The organism is Microbacterium sp. p3-SID336 (assembly GCF_025143365.1).
Classification (GTDB): domain Bacteria; phylum Actinomycetota; class Actinomycetes; order Actinomycetales; family Microbacteriaceae; genus Microbacterium.
Genome location: NZ_JALXPE010000032.1, coordinates 1 through 19,930 on the forward strand (window position 1 = coordinate 1; position 19,930 = coordinate 19,930).

The 19,930-nt window shown below is 71.9% G+C and carries 17 protein-coding genes; 1 reads left to right on the forward strand and 16 read right to left on the reverse strand.

All coding sequences use genetic code 11. From position 1 onward, the window contains the following. From M3C17_RS10940 to M3C17_RS10960, 5 genes are all read right to left on the reverse strand, one after another. Positions 1-382 (reverse strand): nucleoside-diphosphate kinase (locus tag M3C17_RS10940; protein ID WP_259977754.1); only part of this gene is annotated, 382 nt, incomplete at its 3' end. 1 nt (position 383) lies between these two features. Further along, positions 384-803, reverse strand: coding sequence for a DUF4233 domain-containing protein (locus M3C17_RS10945; RefSeq protein WP_259977755.1), 420 nt, complete (start codon positions 801-803; stop codon positions 384-386). Next, on the reverse strand, positions 800-2,152 hold the full coding sequence (locus M3C17_RS10950) for a folylpolyglutamate synthase/dihydrofolate synthase family protein (RefSeq protein ID WP_259977757.1): 1,353 nt from the start codon (positions 2,150-2,152) through the stop codon (positions 800-802). The genes M3C17_RS10945 and M3C17_RS10950 overlap by 4 nt, the downstream gene beginning before the upstream one ends. After that, the gene (gene ileS, locus M3C17_RS10955; protein WP_259977758.1) at positions 2,149-5,538 is read right to left on the reverse strand and encodes an isoleucine--tRNA ligase; all 3,390 of its coding nucleotides are present in this window, start codon (positions 5,536-5,538) and stop codon (positions 2,149-2,151) included. The genes M3C17_RS10950 and ileS overlap by 4 nt, the downstream gene beginning before the upstream one ends. 324 nt (positions 5,539-5,862) lie before the next feature. Continuing rightward, positions 5,863-6,714 carry an endonuclease domain-containing protein gene (locus M3C17_RS10960; RefSeq protein WP_259977759.1) on the reverse strand — a complete coding sequence of 284 codons (852 nt, stop codon included), beginning with the start codon at positions 6,712-6,714 and terminating at the stop codon, positions 5,863-5,865. 636 nt (positions 6,715-7,350) lie between these two features. Here M3C17_RS10960 and M3C17_RS10965 point away from each other — a divergent pair. Then, the gene (locus M3C17_RS10965; RefSeq protein ID WP_259977760.1) at positions 7,351-7,995 is read left to right on the forward strand and encodes a pentapeptide repeat-containing protein; all 645 of its coding nucleotides are present in this window, start codon (positions 7,351-7,353) and stop codon (positions 7,993-7,995) included. Here the strand turns inward: M3C17_RS10965 and M3C17_RS10970 are convergent. The 11 genes from M3C17_RS10970 to M3C17_RS11020 all read right to left on the reverse strand — a co-directional run bounded on the left by M3C17_RS10970 (position 7,985) and on the right by M3C17_RS11020 (position 19,884). Next, on the reverse strand, positions 7,985-9,493 hold the full coding sequence (locus M3C17_RS10970) for an ABC transporter ATP-binding protein (protein ID WP_259977761.1): 1,509 nt from the start codon (positions 9,491-9,493) through the stop codon (positions 7,985-7,987). The genes M3C17_RS10965 and M3C17_RS10970 overlap by 11 nt on opposite strands. Then, the gene (locus M3C17_RS10975) at positions 9,490-10,302 is read right to left on the reverse strand and encodes an ABC transporter permease (RefSeq protein ID WP_259977762.1); all 813 of its coding nucleotides are present in this window, start codon (positions 10,300-10,302) and stop codon (positions 9,490-9,492) included. The genes M3C17_RS10970 and M3C17_RS10975 overlap by 4 nt, the downstream gene beginning before the upstream one ends. Further along, complete coding sequence (locus M3C17_RS10980) at positions 10,299-11,243, reverse strand: ABC transporter permease (protein ID WP_259977763.1); 945 nt, start codon at positions 11,241-11,243, stop codon at positions 10,299-10,301. Before M3C17_RS10980 ends, M3C17_RS10975 begins: the two co-directional genes overlap by 4 nt. 47 nt (positions 11,244-11,290) lie before the next feature. Next, positions 11,291-12,904, reverse strand: a complete 1,614-nt coding sequence (locus M3C17_RS10985; protein WP_259977764.1) for an ABC transporter substrate-binding protein — start codon at positions 12,902-12,904, stop codon at positions 11,291-11,293. A 95-nt stretch (positions 12,905-12,999) separates the two neighbouring features. Then, positions 13,000-14,523, reverse strand: a complete 1,524-nt coding sequence (locus tag M3C17_RS10990; RefSeq protein ID WP_259977765.1) for a serine hydrolase — start codon at positions 14,521-14,523, stop codon at positions 13,000-13,002. Then, complete coding sequence (locus M3C17_RS10995; RefSeq protein ID WP_259977766.1) at positions 14,520-15,233, reverse strand: type 1 glutamine amidotransferase; 714 nt, start codon at positions 15,231-15,233, stop codon at positions 14,520-14,522. Before M3C17_RS10995 ends, M3C17_RS10990 begins: the two co-directional genes overlap by 4 nt. Further along, complete coding sequence (locus M3C17_RS11000; protein WP_259977767.1) at positions 15,230-16,342, reverse strand: dipeptidase; 1,113 nt, start codon at positions 16,340-16,342, stop codon at positions 15,230-15,232. Before M3C17_RS11000 ends, M3C17_RS10995 begins: the two co-directional genes overlap by 4 nt. A 1-nt stretch (position 16,343) precedes the next feature. Further along, positions 16,344-17,234, reverse strand: coding sequence for an aminotransferase class IV (locus M3C17_RS11005; protein ID WP_259977768.1), 891 nt, complete (start codon positions 17,232-17,234; stop codon positions 16,344-16,346). A gap of 30 nt (positions 17,235-17,264) precedes the next feature. Continuing rightward, positions 17,265-18,413: an o-succinylbenzoate synthase gene (menC, locus tag M3C17_RS11010; RefSeq protein ID WP_259977769.1), complete on the reverse strand. Its 1,149-nt coding sequence runs from the start codon at positions 18,411-18,413 to the stop codon at positions 17,265-17,267. After that, positions 18,410-19,105 (reverse strand): MurR/RpiR family transcriptional regulator, encoded by a 696-nt coding sequence (locus M3C17_RS11015; protein WP_259977770.1) that lies wholly within the window; start codon positions 19,103-19,105, stop codon positions 18,410-18,412. Before M3C17_RS11015 ends, menC begins: the two co-directional genes overlap by 4 nt. After that, positions 19,102-19,884 (reverse strand): GNAT family N-acetyltransferase, encoded by a 783-nt coding sequence (locus M3C17_RS11020; protein ID WP_259977771.1) that lies wholly within the window; start codon positions 19,882-19,884, stop codon positions 19,102-19,104. The genes M3C17_RS11015 and M3C17_RS11020 overlap by 4 nt, the downstream gene beginning before the upstream one ends. Between the last annotated feature and the right edge of the window lie 46 nt (positions 19,885-19,930).

A 19,930-nucleotide genomic window follows, 5' to 3' on the forward strand; every position in this document is an offset into this window, starting at 1 on the left:
ACTCGGGGCTGTCCGAACCGTGCACGAGGTTCTGCTGCACCTTGAGGCCCCAGTCGCGACCGAAGTCGCCGCGGATCGTGCCAGGAGCAGCGGTCGTGGGATCGGTGGTCCCGGCGAGGGAGCGGAAGCCCTCGATCACGCGGTTGCCCGCAAGGCGGATCGCGACCGACGGCCCCGACATCATGAACTCGAGCAGCGGCTCGTAGAAGGGCTTGCCCTCGTGCTCGGCGTAGTGCGCGGCGAGCAGATCGCGGTCGGGCTCGACCAGGCGGATGTCGACGAGCGCGTAGCCCTTCGCCTCGATGCGCGCGAGGATCGCGCCGGTGAGGCCGCGGGCGACGCCGTCGGGCTTGACGAGGACGAGGGTTTCTTCGGTGGCCATGTCATTCACTCTCTGTGTCTGCGTTCTGCGCGGTCGACGCGTCGGAGGGACGTCGTGCATCCAGCCGCGCCCCCATGATGGTCGCATACGCCCACATGCCGCCGAAAATCAGCACGACCAGCAGCACGGCCGGAACCGCGATCGCCGCCAGCGCCACGACGACCTGCACGATCCACCCGGCGGCGATCGCCCAGGGCCGCGTGATCATCCCGGCGATCACGATGCAGGCCACGGCGAGCACCGCACCGCCCACGATCGCCCACCAGGGCTCGATGCCGGCGGGGAGGGCCTTGAGGCCGAACATGGTCAGGCCGACCAGGAACACCACGAGCGCCTCGAAGCCGAGCACGATCGGGGCGAGCTTCTGCACGAGGGTGCGCGGGCGACGCGGCGGACGCGGTGCGGCGGCGGCGGTGCTCATGCGCGCCACCCCGACTTCCAGTCCTCCTCCTCGGAGAGCGCGATCGCCTCGCCGGCGAGCACCACGGAGCCCGCGATCACCACGGCTCGACGCTCGGACGACGCCGCCCACTCGCGCGCGGCGTCGGCGGCGTCCGCCAGCGACGGATGCACGGTGGCGCGCTGCCCCGCCTGTTCCACGAGGTCGGCGATGGCGTCCGCGTCGTTCGCGCGATCGGACTCCGGGGCGGTCGCGAACACGTGCGCCGCGACGGGCGCGAGCCGCTGCACGATCCCGGCCGCGTCCTTGTCGGCGAGCACGCCCAGCACGAGGCCCCACTCGTCGAAGTCGAAGCTGTCGTCGAGGGCCTGAGCGAGCGCCGCCGCGCCGTGCGGATTGTGCGCGGCGTCGACGATCACCGTGGGGGCGATGCCGAGCAGCTGCAGCCGCCCGGGCGACGTGCTGGCCTGCAGTCCGTCCGAGATGATGCCGCCCGCGATGGCCTGCGAGGCGCCGCCGATCAGCGATTCCACCGCGGCGACCGCGAGAGCCGCATTGTGCCCCTGATGGGCGCCGTACAGCGGCAGGTACTCCTCCTCGTACTGCCCCGCGAGGCCGCGGATGGTGAGCAGCTGCCCGCCGACCGCGAGCTTCTGCTCCGCGAGACCGAAGTCCTCGCCCTCGAACGCGATCGTCGCCCCGCGCTCCGCGGCGACACGGCGCAGCACCTCAGCGGCCTCCGCCGGCTGCTGCGCGGACACCACAGCGGCGCCATCCTTGATGATGCCGGCCTTGACCTGCGCGATCTCCGCGATCGTGTCGCCGAGGCGGTCCGCATGGTCGATGTCGATCGGGGCGAACACGGCCACGTCGCCATCGGCCGTGTTCGTGGAGTCCCACTCGCCCCCCATGCCGACCTCGAGCACCAGCACGTCGACCGGGGCATCCGCCACCGCCACGAACGCCAGCACCGTCAGCAGCTCGAAGAACGTCAGCGGCTCCTCGCCCGCGGCCTGCAGCTCCGCATCCACGATCTCGACGAACGGCTCGATCTCGTCCCACGCATCGGCCACGGCCTCGTCGGCGATCGGCTCGCCGTCGATCATGATGCGCTCCGTGAAGCGCTCCAGGTGCGGGCTCGTGAACAGTCCGGTGCGCAGGTCGTGCGCCCGCAGCAGGCTCTCGATCATCCGCGCCGTCGACGTCTTGCCGTTGGTGCCCGTGATATGGACCACGCGGTACGTGCGCTGCGGGTCGTCCAGGTAGGCGAGGATGCGTGCCGTGCGCTCCTTGCGCGGCTGCACCCACCGCTCCCCTGCTCGGCTCAGCAGCGTCTCGTAGACGGAGTCCGCCCGGTCCCTCGCGCTCATGCGCCCACCTTCTCCAGGTTCGTGTCGATCGTGACGAGCAATGGCGCCTTCCCGGCACCGAGCGCCCGCGCACCGCTGCGGTGCACGCCGTCGCCAGGGCTCGTGACCTCGTCGACGAGCCGGTCGAGGTCCTCCGTCGGCTGCACGGCGAACGCCACCGCGAGGGTCTCCGCAGCGATCAGGGCCGCGTGCGCCTCCAGGGCCGCCGCCTCGTCGGGGGCGGCGTTCAGCGCCAGCACGATCCGATCGCTGACCTCCAGCCCCGCATTCTTGCGCGCCTCCTGCACGACACGGATGGCGTCGCGGGCGATGCCCTCCGCCTCCAGCTCCAGCGTGGTGTCGGTGTCCAGCAGCACGAATCCGCCGGACGGCACGATCGCCAGCGCCTCGCCCTCCGGTCGCCCCGAGGTCTCCAGCACGAGCTCGTACTCGGCGGGCTCCAGGGCGATGCCGCCCGCGGTCACCACGCCGTCGGCCTCCGACCAGTCGCCGGAACGAGCCGCCTGGATCGCCTTCTGCACGTCCTTGCCCAAGCGCGGTCCTGCCGCTCGGGCGTTGACGCTCAACCGGTGGCTGATGCCGTACTCCGCCGCCGCGTCGTCGGTGAGAGTCACGAGCTCGACCGTCTTCACGTTCAGCTCCTCGCGCAGGATGTCCTCGAACTGGTCGAGACTGCCCGCCAGGGGCGAGACCACGGTGAGTCGAGCGAGCGGGAGCCGCACGCGCAGCTTCTCCTTCTTGCGCAGCGCGTTGCCGACGCTCGACAGCTCCCGCACAGCGTCCATCGCATCGCGGATGTCGTCCGCCGCCGGGTACTGCGCGGCGTCCGGCCAGTCCTGCAGGTGCACGCTGCGACCGCCGGTCAGGCCCTGCCACACGCGCTCGCTGATCAGCGGCACGAGCGGCGCCGCCACCCGGCACAGGGTTTCGAGAACGGTGTAGAGGGTATCGAACGCCTCGCGGCTCTTCGGGTCGTCGGTCACGCCCACCCAGAACCGGTCGCGCGAACGGCGGATGTACCAGTTGGTCAGCACCTCGGCGAAGTCGCGCAGTCGCGCGGAGGCCGTGGTCGAGTCGAGTCCCTCCAGGTCGGCGCGCACCTCGCGCACCAGGTCGCCCAGGCGCGCCAGGATGTAGCGGTCCAGCACGTCGGTGGAATCGGTGCGCCACGAGGCCTCGTACCCGCCGTCGCCCGAGGCGTTGGCGTACGTCGCGAAGAAGTACCACGAGTTCCACAGCGGCAGCAGGAACTCGCGGACGCCGGCGCGGATGCCCTCCTCCGTGACGATGAGGTTCCCGCCGCGGAGCACCGCACTCGACATGAGGAACCAGCGCATCGCGTCAGAGCCGTCCCGGTCGAGCACCTCGGACACGTCCGGGTAGTTGCGCAGCGACTTCGACATCTTGTAGCCGTCGCTGCCCAGCACGATGCCGTGGCAGCTGACGCCCGTGAACGCCGGGCGGTTGAACAGCGCGGTCGACAGCACGTGCATGACGTAGAACCAGCCGCGGGTCTGGCCGATGTACTCCACGATGAAGTCCGCCGGGGAGTGCGAGTCGAACCACTCCTGGTTCTCGAACGGGTAGTGCACCTGCGCGTACGGCATGGAGCCGGAGTCGAACCACACGTCGAACACGTCCTCGATGCGGCGCATGGTGCTCTTGCCGGTGGGGTCGTCCGGGTTCGGCCGCGTGAGGTCGTCGATGTACGGCCGGTGCAGGTCGACCTCGCCCTCCGGGTTGCGCGGCAGCGTGCCGAAGTCGCGCTCCAGCTCCTCCAGAGAGCCGTACGCGTCCACGCGCGGGTACTCCGGGTCGTCGCTCTTCCAGATCGGGATCGGCGAGCCCCAGTAGCGGTTGCGGCTGATGGACCAGTCGCGTGCACCCTCCAGCCACTTGCCGAACTGCCCGTGCTTCACGTTCTCGGGCACCCACGTGATGGGCTCGTTGTTGGCGAGCAGGTCGTCCTTGATGTCGGTGACGCGGATGAACCAGCTCGACACCGCCTTGTAGATCAGCGGGTTCCGGCAGCGCCAGCAGTGCGGGTAGGAGTGCTCGTAGCTCTGCAGCCGCACGAGTCGCCCGTTGTCGCGGATGATCCGCACGAGCGGGCTGTTCGCATCCATCCAGAGCTCGCCCGCGACGTCGGTCACGTTCGGCAGGAAGCGTCCGCCGTCGTCGAGCGACAGGATCGTCGGGATGCCCGCGGCGCCGGCGACGCGCTGGTCGTCCTCGCCGTAGGCCGGAGCCTGGTGCACGATGCCGGTGCCGTCCGTCGTGGTGACGTAGTCGTCGACCAGGATGCGCCAGGCCTGCTGCGTGCCGTAGGTCTCCTCGTCGGCGTAGTAGTCGAACAGTCGGTCGTAGGTGACGTCGGCGAGCTCAGCGCCGCGCAGTGTCGCGTCGACCGCGGCGAGCGCCTCCTCCGGGCTCTCGTACCCGAGGTCCTTGGCGTAGCCGCCCAGCAGGTCCTTCGCGAGCAGATACCGATGCGCCGAGGACTCCACCGCGACGAGGTCGGCGGAGGGTGCACCACGGCCCTGGTGCACGTCGGCGGCGCCCGCGGGGCCCGCGGGAAGCACGACGTACTCGATGTCGGGGCCCACGGCGAGCGCCAGGTTCGTCGGCAGGGTCCACGGCGTGGTGGTCCAGGCGAGGGCCCGCACGCCGGTGAGGCCGAGTGCCTCGGCCTTGGCCCCGGTGAGCGGGAAGGTGACGGTGACGGACGGGTCCTGCCGCATCTGGTACACGTCGTCGTCCATGCGCAGCTCGTGCGCGGACAGCGGCGTCTCATCGCGCCAGCAGTACGGGAGGACGCGGTAGCCCTCGTACGCGAGGCCCTTGTCGTACAGGGTCTTGAAGGCCCAGAGCACGCTCTCCATGTACCCGAGGTCGAGCGTCTTGTAGCCGCGCTCGAAGTCGACCCAGCGGGCCTGACGGGTGACGTAGTCCTGCCACTCGTGCGTGTACTTCAGCACCGAGGAGCGCGCCTTCTCGTTGAAGACGTCGATCCCCATGTCCTCGATCTCGCTCTTCTCGGTGATCCCGAGCTGCTTCATCGCCTCGAGCTCAGCGGGAAGGCCGTGCGTGTCCCACCCGAACACACGGTCGACCTTGTGCCCGATCATGGTCTGGAAGCGCGGGAACACGTCCTTCGCGTAGCCCGTGAGCAGGTGCCCGTAGTGGGGCAGGCCGTTCGCGAACGGCGGGCCGTCGTAGAACACCCACTCCGGCGCGCCCTCGCGCTGCGCGATCGAGGCGCGGAAGGTGTCGTCGGTCTTCCAGAAGTCGAGCACCTCCTGCTCGATCTGCGGGAAGCGGGGGCTCGGCGCCACAGTGGCGGCCTGGTCGGCGGCGGGGCCGAAGGAGGAGCGCGGGTAGGTCATGGTGTCTCGCAGTGGTCGTCGTGGCGGATGCTGCTGCGAGGACGACCCTCGCGGACCGCGGTACCACCTCGCGTGCCGCGTCTCGCGACGCGACCACTCTCACTGCGGCTGTGACGGGCCTGCCCCGCTCGGTTCTACTGGGCCGTGACCGTGGGTCGCGACCGTTCTTCCGAGAGCTCCCCGGTGATGGCCGGATCGATGCTCGTCCTCCCAGTGTACGCATGCCATGGGCTGCGCGCCCGCCGGCCGGTGGCCGGTCGCAGATTCCGTCCGACGTCGCACCGGAACGGGCATGCCCTGCGTCCTCGGACAGAATCTGCGACATCACGCCGTCCGTGCATGAGCGAGTCCCTGCGCGATGGCACGCATGATCAGATCCTGGACGACGGGCCACTCCCGCATCATCTGGTGGTAGCCGATGCGGATGACGTGATAGCCGCGGAGTTTCAGTTCCGCGTCGTGACGGTTGTCCGCATCGCGCTGAGCGCCGACGTGCGTGCCGCCGTCGATCTGCAGCACCAGCCGCTCGCCGATCAGCGCATCCACGCGATGACCCGCGATCCACGTCTGGGAGTACAGCGGAAGGCGCAGCCAGCGCAGCCGGAGCCGGAGGTACGTCTCCAGCCCCGCATCCGCGAACGGGATCGCCTCGCCCAGCAGCCGTCGGCCGGCGGGGCCCCATCGCAGGCTCGTCAGCCTTTCGCGGTCGACCAGTCCCTTGTTCAACGCCGACTCCCAGGTCGCGAGGGCCTGTTCGTACGGCTCGCACGTCGCGACGAGGCTCAGCACGTTCTCGATGGGGTCCTCCAGAGCATCGGGGTGACGGGGGACGAGGGGCTTCGCCCAGTGCACGCACGCCTCGCGCGGTTTGCCGCCGCGGCTGCCCGGGGTGGCGGCGAGGTGCAGTCGCGGATTCTGATCGTGCACCCAGATCCCCAGGCGCCGCGCCTGAGTGACACACGTCAGGACCGCTCCGTGCCGGGCAGCGAGGAGCCGCAGCGGGTCGGCGTCCGGCAGCGCCACCCACCCGACTCGCACGCGAGAGATCATCCGTTCAGCGACCGCGGTCTCGATGTCATACCGACTCACGCATCGTTCCCCGAGCCGTGCCACCCGTGCGACCCCGTCGACTTCGCGCATCGCCTGCAGCAGCCGCGCCCGCCTCATCTCGTCCATGCCCTCATGCTGCGCGCCTGCCGCATCCCGCTTTGGCCCCGCCCGAGCCTTTCCCCGCTCGCTGTGCACAACTCGCTCCTCTTCCGCATCGTGCAGCCTCGCCCCCGCCTCTCCCCCTACTTCCCCCCTCCTTCCCCTGCTCCTCCCTTCTTCCCCTACCCACGTCCTCCCGCGGCTTCCGCCGGTCGCACGGCTTCGCATATCCGCATCCCCGTCGCAGGATTCCTCCCGCCGACCTGCGCACCCGTGCGGATCAGCGACATCCCACACGCCCACGCCACCTCCCCTCCCGCTTCGCAGTCGCCTCCCTGCCCATGCCAGCTCCCGCGGGCCCCACTCCCCACGTGCCCCGCAGATTCGCGTCCGCGTCGCAGAGTTTCGCCCACAGACCTGCGCCGGTACTCGAATCTGCGGCGCACAGCACCCTTCCGGGGGTCCTGGTGGGTCCCGGTGGCGATGCCAGAGGCTCGAGGCGGCAGGCGCCCGAGGACGCGCATTCGCACTCGGGTCGCAGGAATGAGAGCAGCGTGTGCGTCGCGGAGGCGAAACTGCGACGCGAACGAGACACAGACACAGACACAGACACAGACACAGACACAGACACAGGGTGTCGGAGGGAGGACATAGCCTCGGAGGATGCCGCGCACGTCCCCCGTCCCGCCCCGTGTCTCCGCCCCCGACCTGCCTCCCGTGCTGGAGCCGCACGAGCCCACGCGCGGCGCCGACCTGCTCGCCGCGTCACTGGAACTCGCCGGCACCGCAGACCTCGCCCATGCCACGGTCGAGCAGTGCGTGCTGCGTGCGGATGCGGAGAGCGTCGACCTCACCGGGGCCACGCTCCTGGACGTGGAGCTGCCCGACCCGCGTATCGCGTCGCTCCGCCTGCGCACGTCCAGCATCCGCCGCCTCCGGATCACCGGTGGCCGCATCGGTACCCTCGACCTCAGCGAGGCACGAGTGGCGGAGCTCGAGCTGCGGGACGTGCGCATCGACTACCTGAACCTCGGAGCCGCCCGCGCCGAGGATGTCGATGTCGTCCGCTGCACGATCCGCACGCTCGACCTGCCGCGGGCCGAACTCACGAGGGTCCGGTTCCAGGAGACCCGCAGCGACGAGCTCGATCCGCGGGGGCTGCGCGCCAAGGACCTCGATCTGCGCGGTCTCGACGCGCTGTCCTACCTCGACGTGCAGAGCCTCCGCGGGGCGACGCTGTCCTCCCTCCAGGTGCAGCAGCTCGCCGCGGTGATGGCGGCGGGACTCGGGATCCTCGTCACCGACTGACGGGACCGCTCGCGTCCAGCAGCTCTCGTGTGAACGCGTGCTGCGGTGCGGCGAACACGCGAGCCACCGCGCCCCGCTCCACGATCCGCCCCTGCTGCATCACGATCACCTCGTCCGCAACCGCCCCCATCACGTCGAGGTCGTGCGAGATGAGCACCATCGTCAGGCCCCGCTCCCGCTGCAGCCGGGCGAGCAGCCGGAGCACCTTCTCCCGCACCGAGGGGTCGAGCGCCGATACCGGCTCGTCGAGCACGAGCACCTGCGGGTCGGCGGCGAGCGCACGGGCGATCGCGGCGCGCTGCCGCTGTCCCCCGGAAAGGGCAGCGGGCCGGCGCTCGGCGAGTTCGGGCGCGAGACCGACCTCGGCGAGCAGCTGGGTCACCCGGCTCCGGCGAGCGGCACGCGGCACCCCTCCGGCCTCCAGCGCCTCGCGCAGCGAGCGTCCCACCGTCCACCGCGGATCGAACGCCCCGAGCGGATTCTGGTGCACGAGCTGCACCCCAGGGGCGCCCGTCCACTCCAGGGTGCCGACATCCGCCGTCTCGACGCCGACGAGCATGCGGGCGAGCGTGGTCTTGCCGGAGCCCGACTCCCCGACGACGCCGAGCGTGCACCCCTCCCGGACCGTGAACGTCGCGTCGACCACGGCCGCGGTGGAGCCGAACGACTTCGACACCCCGGTCGCGACCAGCACAGGACGGGGGTCGTCCGTGCGGGGCGGACGCGGTGCATGGGCGGTCGCGGCGATCAGCAGCCGCGTGTGCTCGTGCTGCGGATCCTCCAGCACGTCCGCCACGGCGCCCGATTCCACGATCACGCCGTCCTTCATCACGAGCACCCGGTCGGCGAGGCGACGCACGGCCGCGAAGTCATGGCTGATGAACACCACCGCCGTCCCGTCGTCGGCGATCCGCCGCAGCAGTGCGAGGATGCGGGCCTGGACGGTCGCATCGAGGGCCGTCGTCGGCTCGTCCGCGATGAGCACGGCGGGGGCGCCCGCGAGTGCGGAGGCGATCAGCGCGCGCTGCCGCTGTCCCCCGGAGAGCTCGTGCGGGTACTGGCGGGCGCGACGTTCGGCCTCCGGCATCCACACGCGCCGCAGCAGCTCCTGCACCCGCTGTGTCACCGCCGTCCGTCCGCGCACCAGCCGGTGCAGCCGCAGGGGCTCCGCGACCTCCGCGCCGATGCGCCGCAGCGGATCGAGCGACACGAGGGCATCCTGCGCGACCAGGCCGATGCGCGCTCCGCGGAGCCGACGCCACCCGTGCTCACCCGACGTCGTGGCATCCGCACCGTCCACCGCGAGTCGCTCCACCGTCACGGCGGCGCCGCCCGGAGCGAGGCCGAGCAGGGCCCTCGCCGTGAGCGACTTGCCCGCGCCGGACTCCCCCACGATCGCGACGACCTCCCCGCCGTCGACCATGAACGACACGTCATCCACAACCGTCCTTCCGCCGAAGCGGATGCGCAGCCCGCGCAGCTCGAGCGCCGCGGTCATGCGTCCCTCCCGTCGGCCCGCGCCCGCAGGATCCGCCCGATCACGGTCGCGCACACCACCGTGAGGGTGATCGCGAGCCCGGGGAACACCGAGACCCACCACGCCTGTCCGAGCACGTTGCGCCCGCCCGCGAGCATGAGGCCCCACTCCGGAGTCGGCTCAGACGGCCCGAGACCGAGGAAGCTGAGGCCGGCCGCGGCGAGGATGCTGGAGCCGATGCCGATGGTGGCCAGCACGCTGAGGGCACCGAGCACACCGGGGGCGACGTGCCGTCGGAACGCGCGCAGCGGCGGAACGCCCAGGATCCGTGCGGCCTCGACGTGCTCGGCCACCCGCAGCGTGCGGGTCTGCACGCGCGCGAGCCGGACGTAGACGGGTGCGGCCGCGAGTGTGACGGCGATCGCGATGTTCACGGGACCCGGCCCCAGCACCGCGACCACGACCAGGGCGACCAGGAACTCGGGAAACGCCATGAGCACGTCGTTGACCCGCATGAGCGCGAGGTCGACCCCGCGGGGCGCGGTGCCGGCCAGCGCGCCGATCAGAAGTCCGGCGGCGAGGGCGATCGCGGTCGCCAGCAGACCGATCCCGACCGAGCGCCCTGCGCCGAACACGACCCGGGAGTACACGTCGCGACCGCTCTGATCGGTGCCGAACAGGTGCGCGCCGCTCGGCGGCAGCAGCGCCGCGCGCACGTCCGTCTGCAGCGGGTCGTGTGTCGCGAGCAGACCGGGCCAGAGCGCGGCGACGCCCACGACCGCCAGGACCGCGACGGCGACCCCGAGCCCGATGCGCTGCGCCCCCGTCATCGCGCTCCTCGTGAGCTCGACGTGCGCACGCGGGGGTCGAGCAGCGGATGCACGAGCTCGACGACGATGTTCACGACCACGAACACCAGGGCGCTCAGCAGGATGATCCCGGTGAGGACGGGCAGATCCCTGTCGCTGATCGCGGCGAGGGTCACGCGTCCCAGTCCTGGCCGCGCGAAGACGGTCTCCACGAGCACCGCCCCGCCGAGGACCGACCCGGTGAGGTACGCGGCGAGGGTCACCGCGGACGACGCTCCGTGCCGGAGGCCGTGCCGCACCGTGAACCAGGAGGGGCTCGCGCCGCGGGCCCGCACGGTCTCCGCGAACGGCATGCCCTCCGCCTGCACCAGCGCATCCCTCAGCACCTGGCTGAGCAGTGCCGCGACCGGGAGCGCCAGCGTGACGGAGGGCAGCACGAGCGTGGCGGGGTTGCGCGCCCCGGACACCGGGAACCAGCCGAGACCGAAGGCGAACACGCTGAGCAGCACGAGCCCGATCCAGAACACGGGCGAAGACAGCACCACGAGCTCCACCCCTGCCGCGACGGCTCGACCCGTCCGGCCCCGCACGAGCACGGTCACCGCGAGCGCGAGCACGACCGCGATCAGCAGGGCCAGTGCCGACAGTTGCACGGTGGCACCGAGCTGCCGCCCGATCACCTCCGTCACCGGGAGCCGCAGCTGGTAGGACTCGCCGAGATCGCCGCGCACGAGCTGCCCCAGGAACGTCAGGTACTGCTCGAACGGCGGACGGTCCAGCCCCAGGTCGGCGCGGATGCCGTCCTTGACCGCCTCGCTCACCTGCGCCTGGGGCCCGAGCATGACCGACACCGGGTCACCGGGGATCACCCGGAACGCCAGGAACGCGACGGTCGCAGCTCCCCACAGCACGACGACGAGGGAGGCGACGAGTCCCGCGATGCGGACGAACGCAGCCTTCACGGATCCGTCACCCCGCCCTGCTCCCCTCGATCGACGGCCGAGGGAACTCAGCCGAGGGTCACATCGTAGAACAGCGGCCGACCGTAGATGTCGTACTGCAGGTCGGCGACGCGCTCGCCGACCGCCGTGATCGCCGAGGGGCTGTAGAGCGGGACGATCGCCGTGTAGGTCGCGTTCCACTCCTGCAGCTGCGTGTACAGCGCGTTCCTCGTCTCCTGGTCGCTCGATCCGACGGCCTGCTCCAGCAGCGCGTCGACCTCGGGGTCGGTGACCTGGGAGGCGTTCTGGAAGCCCTCGCTGTGCAGGTGCGCGCGGAGGAAGTCGGCATCGGCGCCGGAGAAGCCCCAGTCGGTGAGATCGAAGGTCTTCGGCTCGTACTGCGCGTTGTAGGCGCCGGGTTCCAGCACCTCGCGCTCGACCTCGAACCCGATAGCCTTGAGGTCCGACTGGATGGCGTTGGCGAGAGCGGCCCTGTCGTCGGGCACCGGGGTCCAGGCGATCCAACGCACGGAGAGACGCTGGCCGTCCTTCATGCGGATGCCGTCGGTGTCGCGCTCGGTCCAGCCCGCCTCGTCGAGCAGGGCGTTCGCGGCGTCCTGGTCGACGGGCCACGAGCCCTCCAGCGCGGCGTCGTAGCCGGGGGTGGTCGAACCGAGGATGCTCCACGCGCGCGGGAACTGCCCGAAGTAGATCTCCTCGACCGCCGCGTCGATGTCGATGCCGCGGGCGAAGGCCTGACGCACCTTCTCGTCGGCGAACACGCCGTACTTCTCGTTCAGGTACAGCGAGTAGGGCAGGCCGGGGTACTCGACCGAGTCGACCGTGACGCCGTCGCCCAGCTCCGACACCTGGCTCGGCGGGATGTTGCTGGCGAGGTCGGCCTCACCGCTGCGCACCACGCCGGTCCGCACGGACGCCTCCGGCTGGATCGCGACGCGCAGCGTCTGGAACGACGGCGCCTTCTCTCCGTGCGGGCCCCACGCGTAGTCGTCGTTGCGGGTGTACACGATCTCCTGGTCGGCGGTGTACTCCGTGAGCTCGAACGGACCCGTCCCGACGGTGATGCCAGGGCCTCCCGCCGCGAGCTGATCCGCCGACTCGGCGAGCACGGCCGGTGAGTAGAAGCCCAGTTGCGGCGTGCTGGCCGCCTGCAGGAACGGAGCGTACGGCTGGCTGAACGTCACGCGTGCCGTGTGCTCGTCCACGACCTCGGTGCCCGTGTAGAAGTCGGCGCCCATCATGCTCGCCGCCTGCTTGGACGCGGTCTCCGGGTCGGCGATGCGGTCGAGGTTGGCCTTGACCGCAGCCGCGTCGAACGGCTCGCCGTCCGTGAAGGTCACATCATCGCGGAGCGTGAAGGTGTAGGTCGTGCTGTCGTCCGACACCTCCCAGTCCGTCGCGAGCCACGGGGTGAAGCTGCCGTCCTGCTCCTGGAAGACGAGCGAGTCGAGCACGGCCCGCTGCACCATCCCGGACACGTCGAGCTGGCTGACCTGCGGATCCATGTGACCGGCGGCGAGGTTGGCGCCCTCGATCGACCACACGAGCTCGTCGCCGGCCGCGCCGTCGGAGGACGGTCCGGCGCAGGCGCTCAGCACCAGGGCGGTGGCGGCGGCGAGCGCAGCGGCGGGCAGGAGACGACGCACGGGGGTGGCGGGCATGACGGTCCTCAGAACGAACGGGTCGGGATGACTCCATCCTAGATCCGATTTTTGGACTCGGTCGATCTGTGTCGCGCCGCGGCCTCGCGTCCGTCTCAGTCGGCAGGCAGCTCCACGCGGTGACGGTCCGCGGGCGCCGGCAGCTCGCCCTCGATCCGCGTCTCCCCTCGCGGCACCACGGCCGTGGCCAAGCCCTGCACGCGCGGCTCCGGCAGCCCGACGAGCCGCACCTCGACGCGCAGGTCCGCCCGAGCGCCCGCGATGCGCCAGCGCAGCTCGGCCTCGTCCGCCGCCCTGACCACCCGCTCGGCGAAAGGCGCCTGCGTGGCCGCCAGCCCGCCGACCTCCTCGAGCTGCGCGGCGAGGCGCGCGTCGCGCACCGGAGCAGGCACATCGGCGAGGACGTGCCCGGCGAGGAAGGGGTACTCCGTGGCCGGACGGCCCGCGAGGATCGCCGCGTCGATGGCGCGCGCAGCCGTCACGGTCTCGCGCCAGGGCCGCACGACGGCCGAGGGGGCCTCGATGCGCCGCAGAAGCTCCCCCAGCGCCGTGCCGGCCACCCGCCGGGCGCCGAACTCGTCCGAGTTCCCGAACGCGACCACCCCGACTCCCGTCGCCGCGTGCCACCGCATGTGCGAGGAGAATCCCGGGAGCCCGCCGGAGTGCTGCACGACCCGCCCGAACCGCTGATCCTCCTCGACGAAGAGGCCGTAGCCGTACCCGGCGCCCGCGAGGTTCCGCCCGTCGAACATGCCGGACGGCACCGGGATCGGGGTCCGTGGCTGCTGCAGCTCGATCCGCGAGGCCGGAGCGAGCACGTCCGGGGCCACGGGGTCGTCGCCGAACGCCGAGCCCAGGAACCACATCCAGGCTGCGATGTCGTCCACGGTGCTGAACATGCTGCCGATGCAGCCGAGGGCGCCCGACCCCACGAACGGCTCCGGGGTGAAGCTGCCCCCCTCGTCGAAGGTGCGGAAGCCGCCCGCGAGCGCGTCCGCGGCATAGCCGTCCGCCGTATGTGCGGTGCGGCGGAGACCCAACGGCTCCAGCAGGGTCTCCCTGACCACGTCGTCGACCGGGCGCCCGGTGACGACCTCCACCACGCGCCCGAGCAGCGACTGCCCCAGGTTGGAGTACTGGTAGGTCGTTCCGGGGGCCGCGGCGAGCGGCACGCCGGCCGCGCACAGAGCCGCGATCTCCGCCCTGCTCACCCCGAGATGCCTGTCCACCCAGGCGTTGTCCTCTCCGAGACCCGAGCGGTTGGACAGCAGCTGCTCCCCGGTCACCGTCGCCTCGTGTCCGCGGTGGTGCAGGCGGACCGAGGGAAGGTACTCCGTGATCGGGGCGTGCAGGTCGATGAGCCCGCGGTCGCGCAGCGCGAGCACCGTCGCGGCGAGGAAGCTCTTCGACATCGAGGCGATGCGGAAGACCGTGTCGCGGGTGGTCGGGGCGTCGTCGGCGCGAGGGTGGCCGTGTGCGGCGAACGCCCGCACCTCGCCGCGCTCGCACACGGCGGCGAGCGCTGCAAGGGCGAGCCGGCGCGCGCGCTCGTCCAGCCCGAGCGCGAGCGCGGCTTCCGCGGTGTCGTCGGTGAGGGCGGCGTGCAGCTGCGCACTCATGCGGCCGTCTCCTCCTGGACCTCATCGGCGAAGGCGTCGATGAGCCGCCGACTCGCCGCGGTGTTGTGGTCGTCGACGCGTTCCGCGGCGGCGATCAGCTCCGGCAGGGAACGCCCCTCGCCGCGCAGGGCCGCGTCGTCCCAGCGGGCGAGGTCCGCGGCTGACGCCTCGGGGTGGAACTGCACGCCGCGCACCTTCGTCCCCAGACGGAAGGCCTGATTCTCGATCGCGGCGCTCGATGCCATGAGCACGGCCTGGGGCGGGAGACGGGTGATCATGTCCTGGTGATTCTCGATCATCGGGGCCTCGTCCCCCAGCGCGGAGAACACCGCGTCCGCGCGGCCCTCCACCGTAGGACGGATAGGGGTGGCCCCGCGTTCGATCGGGCCCGTCTTCGCCTTCACCTCTCCCCCGGCGACATGAGCGAGCAGCTGGCCGCCCAGGCAGATGCCGAGCGTCGGCAGATCCCTGGCGATGGCCTCGGTCGCGAGCGCCCGCTCGGCCGCGAGCCAGGGCGCACGCTCGTCGTCGTCCGGCATCAGTCCGCCTCCGAGGAGCACAAGCCCGGCATAGCCGTCGAGCGTCAAGGGAAGAGCCTGCTCCGCCCCGACCACGGCATCAATCGCGATCCCGCGCTCCTCCAGCCACGCGCCGAGGCGCCGGGGGCCGGAGCTGGCCGAGTTGACGATCACGAGCACGCGCGCGGTCATGAGGCGCCCTCGCGCGTCGCCGTGTCGACGGCCGGCACGACCGCCGCGGCGGCGGGGCTGCCCGCGCGACCGGCGAGGAAGGCCTCGTGGTCGGGGTCGGACGCCTCCAGGACGCGCAGCACGTTCTCGTGCGCGGCGGCGGCGAGGTCGTCCTCCGTCCAGCCGCGGCGGCGCAGCTCCGCGAACAGGGCGGGATACGTCGACACGTCGCCGAGCCCGTCCGGCATCACGTCGCTGCCGTCGTAGTCGGCCCCGATGCCGACGGCCTGCGGCCCGGCGACCCGGCGGATGTGGTCGAGGTGATCGGCGGCGTCGCTCACGCCGACCGTCGGGGGGTCGCCGACGGCGCCCGCCTCCCACCAGTCGCGCCGGGCCTGGGACAGGAACGTCGGCACGAACGGGACCATCACCACACCGCCCTGCGCGCCGATCGCCGCGAGCACGTCGTCCGGGACGTTCCTGGGGTGGTCGCAGAGCGCGAGCGCGCCGGAATGGCTGACGATCACCGGACGGGTGGTCTCGGCGAGCGCGTCCCGCATGGTGCTCGGCGCGACGTGCGAGAGGTCGACCAGCACGCCGATGCGGTTGAGCTCGCGCACGACCTCGCGCCCGAACGCGGTCAGGCCGTCGTGGCGCGCCTCGTCCGTGGCGGAGTCCGCCCAGTCGATCGTGCGCGACCAGGTCAGGGTCAGGTAGCGGGCGCCGAGCCGCGCGTACTGCCTCAGCACCGCGAGCGAGCCGCCGAGCTGGTCGCCGCCCTCCACGCCGATCAACGAGGCGATGCGTCCCTCCGCCATGGCCGCGCGCGCCTCGGCCGCGGTGCGCGCGAACGCGAGACGGTCGGGGTGGGCCTCGACCAGCCGGTGCACGAAGTCGATCTGCTCGAGCGTCGCCACCACCTGCTCGGCGCCCTCAAGCACCGGGTCCACCCAGACCGACCAGAACTGACCGGCCACGCCGCCGTCCGCCAGGCGCGGCAGATCGGTCTGGGTCGCCGGCACCGATCCGGCGAGCGCGTCGACGCCGTAGCCGAGCAGGGTTCTGCTCGCCCACGCCAGGTCGTTGTGCCCGTCGATCACCCGGTCGAGCGGGCGCTCCTCTTCAGCCATCTCAGTCCTCTCGTGCGTCCAGCACCGCGTTCATGCGCGCGGTGAGCTCGTGGTGGATCGGGACGGCGGCGCCGTCGAGAGCACGCACCGGCACGGCGCCGCGCGTGCTGGAGCACAGCCACAGGGCGTCCGCGCGCTCCAGATCGTCTCGCGACAGGGTCGCGGTCAGCGTGGTCAGGTCGGCGAGTCCCGCGAACACGTCGCCCTGCGTCGTGCCCGGGAGCACACCGAGCTCGGGCGGTGGCGTCACCAGAGTCCCGTCGAGCAGGGCGATCACGGTGGAGCGCGGTCCCTCCAGGACGAAGCCGTCGCCGCTGGTGAAGATCACGTCGTCCGCGCCGCGGCGCCTGGCCTCGCGCAGCGCCGCCTCGTTCACGGCATAGGCGAGGGACTTGGCCCCCTGCAGCAGCCAGGGTGCGGTCTGCATCACGTCGTGGCGGTAGCCGCGGTCGAGCACCACAGCCGTCGTCCCGTCTCTCCGCACCCGCTCCGGGTCGGCGCCCGCGAAGCCCAGCACCCACCCGGTCGGTCCGGCCGGTTCGATCTCGTCGCCCCTGGTCATTGCGAACTTGACCGAGGCGAGTTCGCCCGCCCGCAGCACCCCAGGCCGCGACACCGCCTCCGCGGCCGCGCGCACCGTCGTCCGCCACAGCTCCCGTCGCGGGGCGGGCAGCTCGAGCAGCGCAGCGGAGCGCGCGAACCGGTCCAGGTGGGCTTCTAGCGCCTGGGGCGCGCCGCGCCGGACCACGGCTGTCTCGAAGACGCCGTCGCCGCGGGTGACGCCCAGATCGGTCGCCCGGATGATCGGCTCCCGCGGATCCACCGCACGGATGTGCTCCTCCCCGTCCGCCCCTGCGGTCAGGTCGAGCCGGTACAGCAGCAGTGCACGCATGGTCGTCCGATCCTCGCCGTCGTCCTCGTGTCAGCCTGCGCTCAGTGCGGCATCGCGCACGCCCGCCGCTGCCGAGTCGAACACGCGGGACGCCTCGTGTTCGATGCGCGCGACACGGACCCGGTGACCGATGCCGGGCGCAGTGGGCACCCGCACCCGTCCGGACGCCGCCACCACCGGCGGCTCGATGATGTCGCTCTCGTAGTACTTGTCCGAACCGGAGACGTCCGACGGCAGCAGGAAGCCGGGCAGCGCGGAGAGCGCCACGTTCGCGGCCCTGCCCACCCCGAACTCGTGCATTCCGCCGCACCACACCGGGATCCCGGCGTCGAGGGCCAGGTCGTGCGCGTTCTTCGCCACCTGCAGCCCGCCCATGCGGGACACCTTGATGTTGAGGATGCGCGCGGCACGCAGCCGGATCATCGCCCGCAGGTCGCCCAGCGCCACGACCGACTCGTCGAGGCAGACGTCGGTGTCGAGCCGCGCCTGCAGCTCCGCGTGCGCCACCAGTTCGCGCGGCGCGTACGGCTGCTCGATCATCGTGAGCCCCTCGCGGTCGAGGCGCGCGAACACCGCGGCGGCCTCGTCGTCGTCGGGGTAGGCGCCGTTCGCGTCGACGTGGAGGTCCAGGTCCGGGTGCGCGGCGCGCACGGCCCGCACGGGCTCGACGTCCCATCCCGGCGCGATCTTCAGCTTGACCCGCGGGTACCCCGCGTCGCGCTGCAGCTGCACCTGCGCGAGCAGCTCGTCGATGGACGGCTCGATGCCGAGCGACACCCCGGCGACCACCTCGTCGCGCGTGCCGCCGAGGGCCGTGGCGAGCGCGATGCCGTTGGCGCGGGCGTACAGGTCCCACACCGCTCCGGAGAACCCGGCCTTGGCGAACTCGTGCCCGCGCACCCGCGCCCAGGTCCGCTCGAGGTCGGACGGCTCGTCCCCCTCTGCACCGAGCAGCGCGGGCACCAGGTAGCGGGTCGCGATCTCCCAGGCGGTGGCCGTGGTCTCCGCGCCGAAGTACGGATCGCTCGGCGACGCGATCTCGCCCCACCCCGTGCGCCCGTCGGCGTCGGTGACCTCGACGAGCACGTGCTCGATGCCGGACTTGCGGTGCGAGCTGGTCTCGAAGCTGTGGCGCAGCGCCTGGCGCAGCGTGAACAGACGGATGCGGGCGATCTTCACGCGTCCTCCGTCCCCTCGGTCCGCGGCCGGGGCTGCTCCGGGCCATAGAGGCCGAGCCGTGCGACGAGGCGATCGCGCTCCGCCAGTCGCCGTCGCGCCCCCTTGGCACTCGCCGTGGTCAGAGCACTCAGCAGATGGCACACGGCGGCGACCGGGGTGGGCGAGTCGGCGTACGAGGCCGAGCCGGTGCGCACCCGGATGAGCGAGGTCGCGAGCGGCGCCAGCGGGGCGTCCTCGCTGTCGGTGATGACGACGAGCTGACCGCCGGCCTCCCGGAAGAGCCGGCCGAGGCGGACGGTCTCCTCACGGTACCGTCGCAGCGAGAAGGCGATGAGCACGTCCGATGCCCGCACGTCGGTCAGCACGGTGAGCGGCTGCAGGGCATGCCCGTCCACGAGGAAGACGTTCGACAGCGTGGCCGACAGGTCGGCCGTGAGCAGCTGCGCGTACGCCGCGGCCTTGCCCTCTCCCGCGACGTAGCGACGCCGGGCGCCGAGCAGCAGCGCCGCCGCCTGCGGCACCTGCGCCGAGCGACTGAGCTCCTCGAAGGTCTGCGCGAGCGTGCGCTGCTCCGTCTCGATGATGCGGGCCTGGATGCTCTCGGCCGACTGGTTGGTGCGGATGCGCTCGCCGAAGCGGTCGCGCGGCGAGACGAGATCCCGATCCTCGTGGTCCTGGCCGTGGTCGCTCATGCCGTGCCCTCCCCTGGTGTCGCGCGGTAGACCGCGGTCTGCTCGTCGAGGCGCACCGCCGCGACGAGGATCTCGCCGCGCTGGAACGCGTCGGTCATGGTGCGTGCGAGATCGCGTCGCAGGATCGCACGGTCGTCCGCGGCGAGGTCGTCCGGCCGGGCGGGCACGGCGATCCAGCGGCCGCCGTCGTCGGCGACGGCGCGCCCCCAGTCCCGGCGTCCGAGCGCGGGAGGCGGGGGGACTGCGCGCCGGACCGCCGGCGTCTCCGCGCACAGATCCCAGGCCACGACGAGACGGTCGGTGTCGGGGCGGGCGTAGTAGTCCGGCTCGAACGCGATGCCGACCGCTCCGAGAGCGTTCAGGTTGAAGTGCGCATTGCGCGACAGCAGGGGGTCGAACGTCCAGCGCATGATGCGCTGCCCCCAGCCCAGGGCGACGGTGCGCTGCGCGAGCTTGAGCGCCTGCCCAACGCCCCGTCCCTGATGCTCCGGATCGACGGCGGCGGCCTGCGAGTAGTGGAACACCGACCCGTCGGTCTCGCACCCGGCGAATCCGTAGGCGAAGCCGATGAGCGTGCCGTCGTCGTCGAAGGCGCCGATGGCCGAGCCGCCGTTGCGGGTGAGCGCGGTCAGCAGATTGGTGTTCAGCGCGTACTCGCTCTCGGTGTAGCGGAAGACCCGCGCGTACAGCGCGGCGGCGTCGCGGAACTCGATGTACTGGGTCAGCTCGCGGCAGCCGTAGCCGATGCCCGCGTCGGCGGCCACGGAGGAGTGAGGCACGATACGTTTCCTAAGATCGAAGAGTTCTGCTGCTTCGAGCGATGTT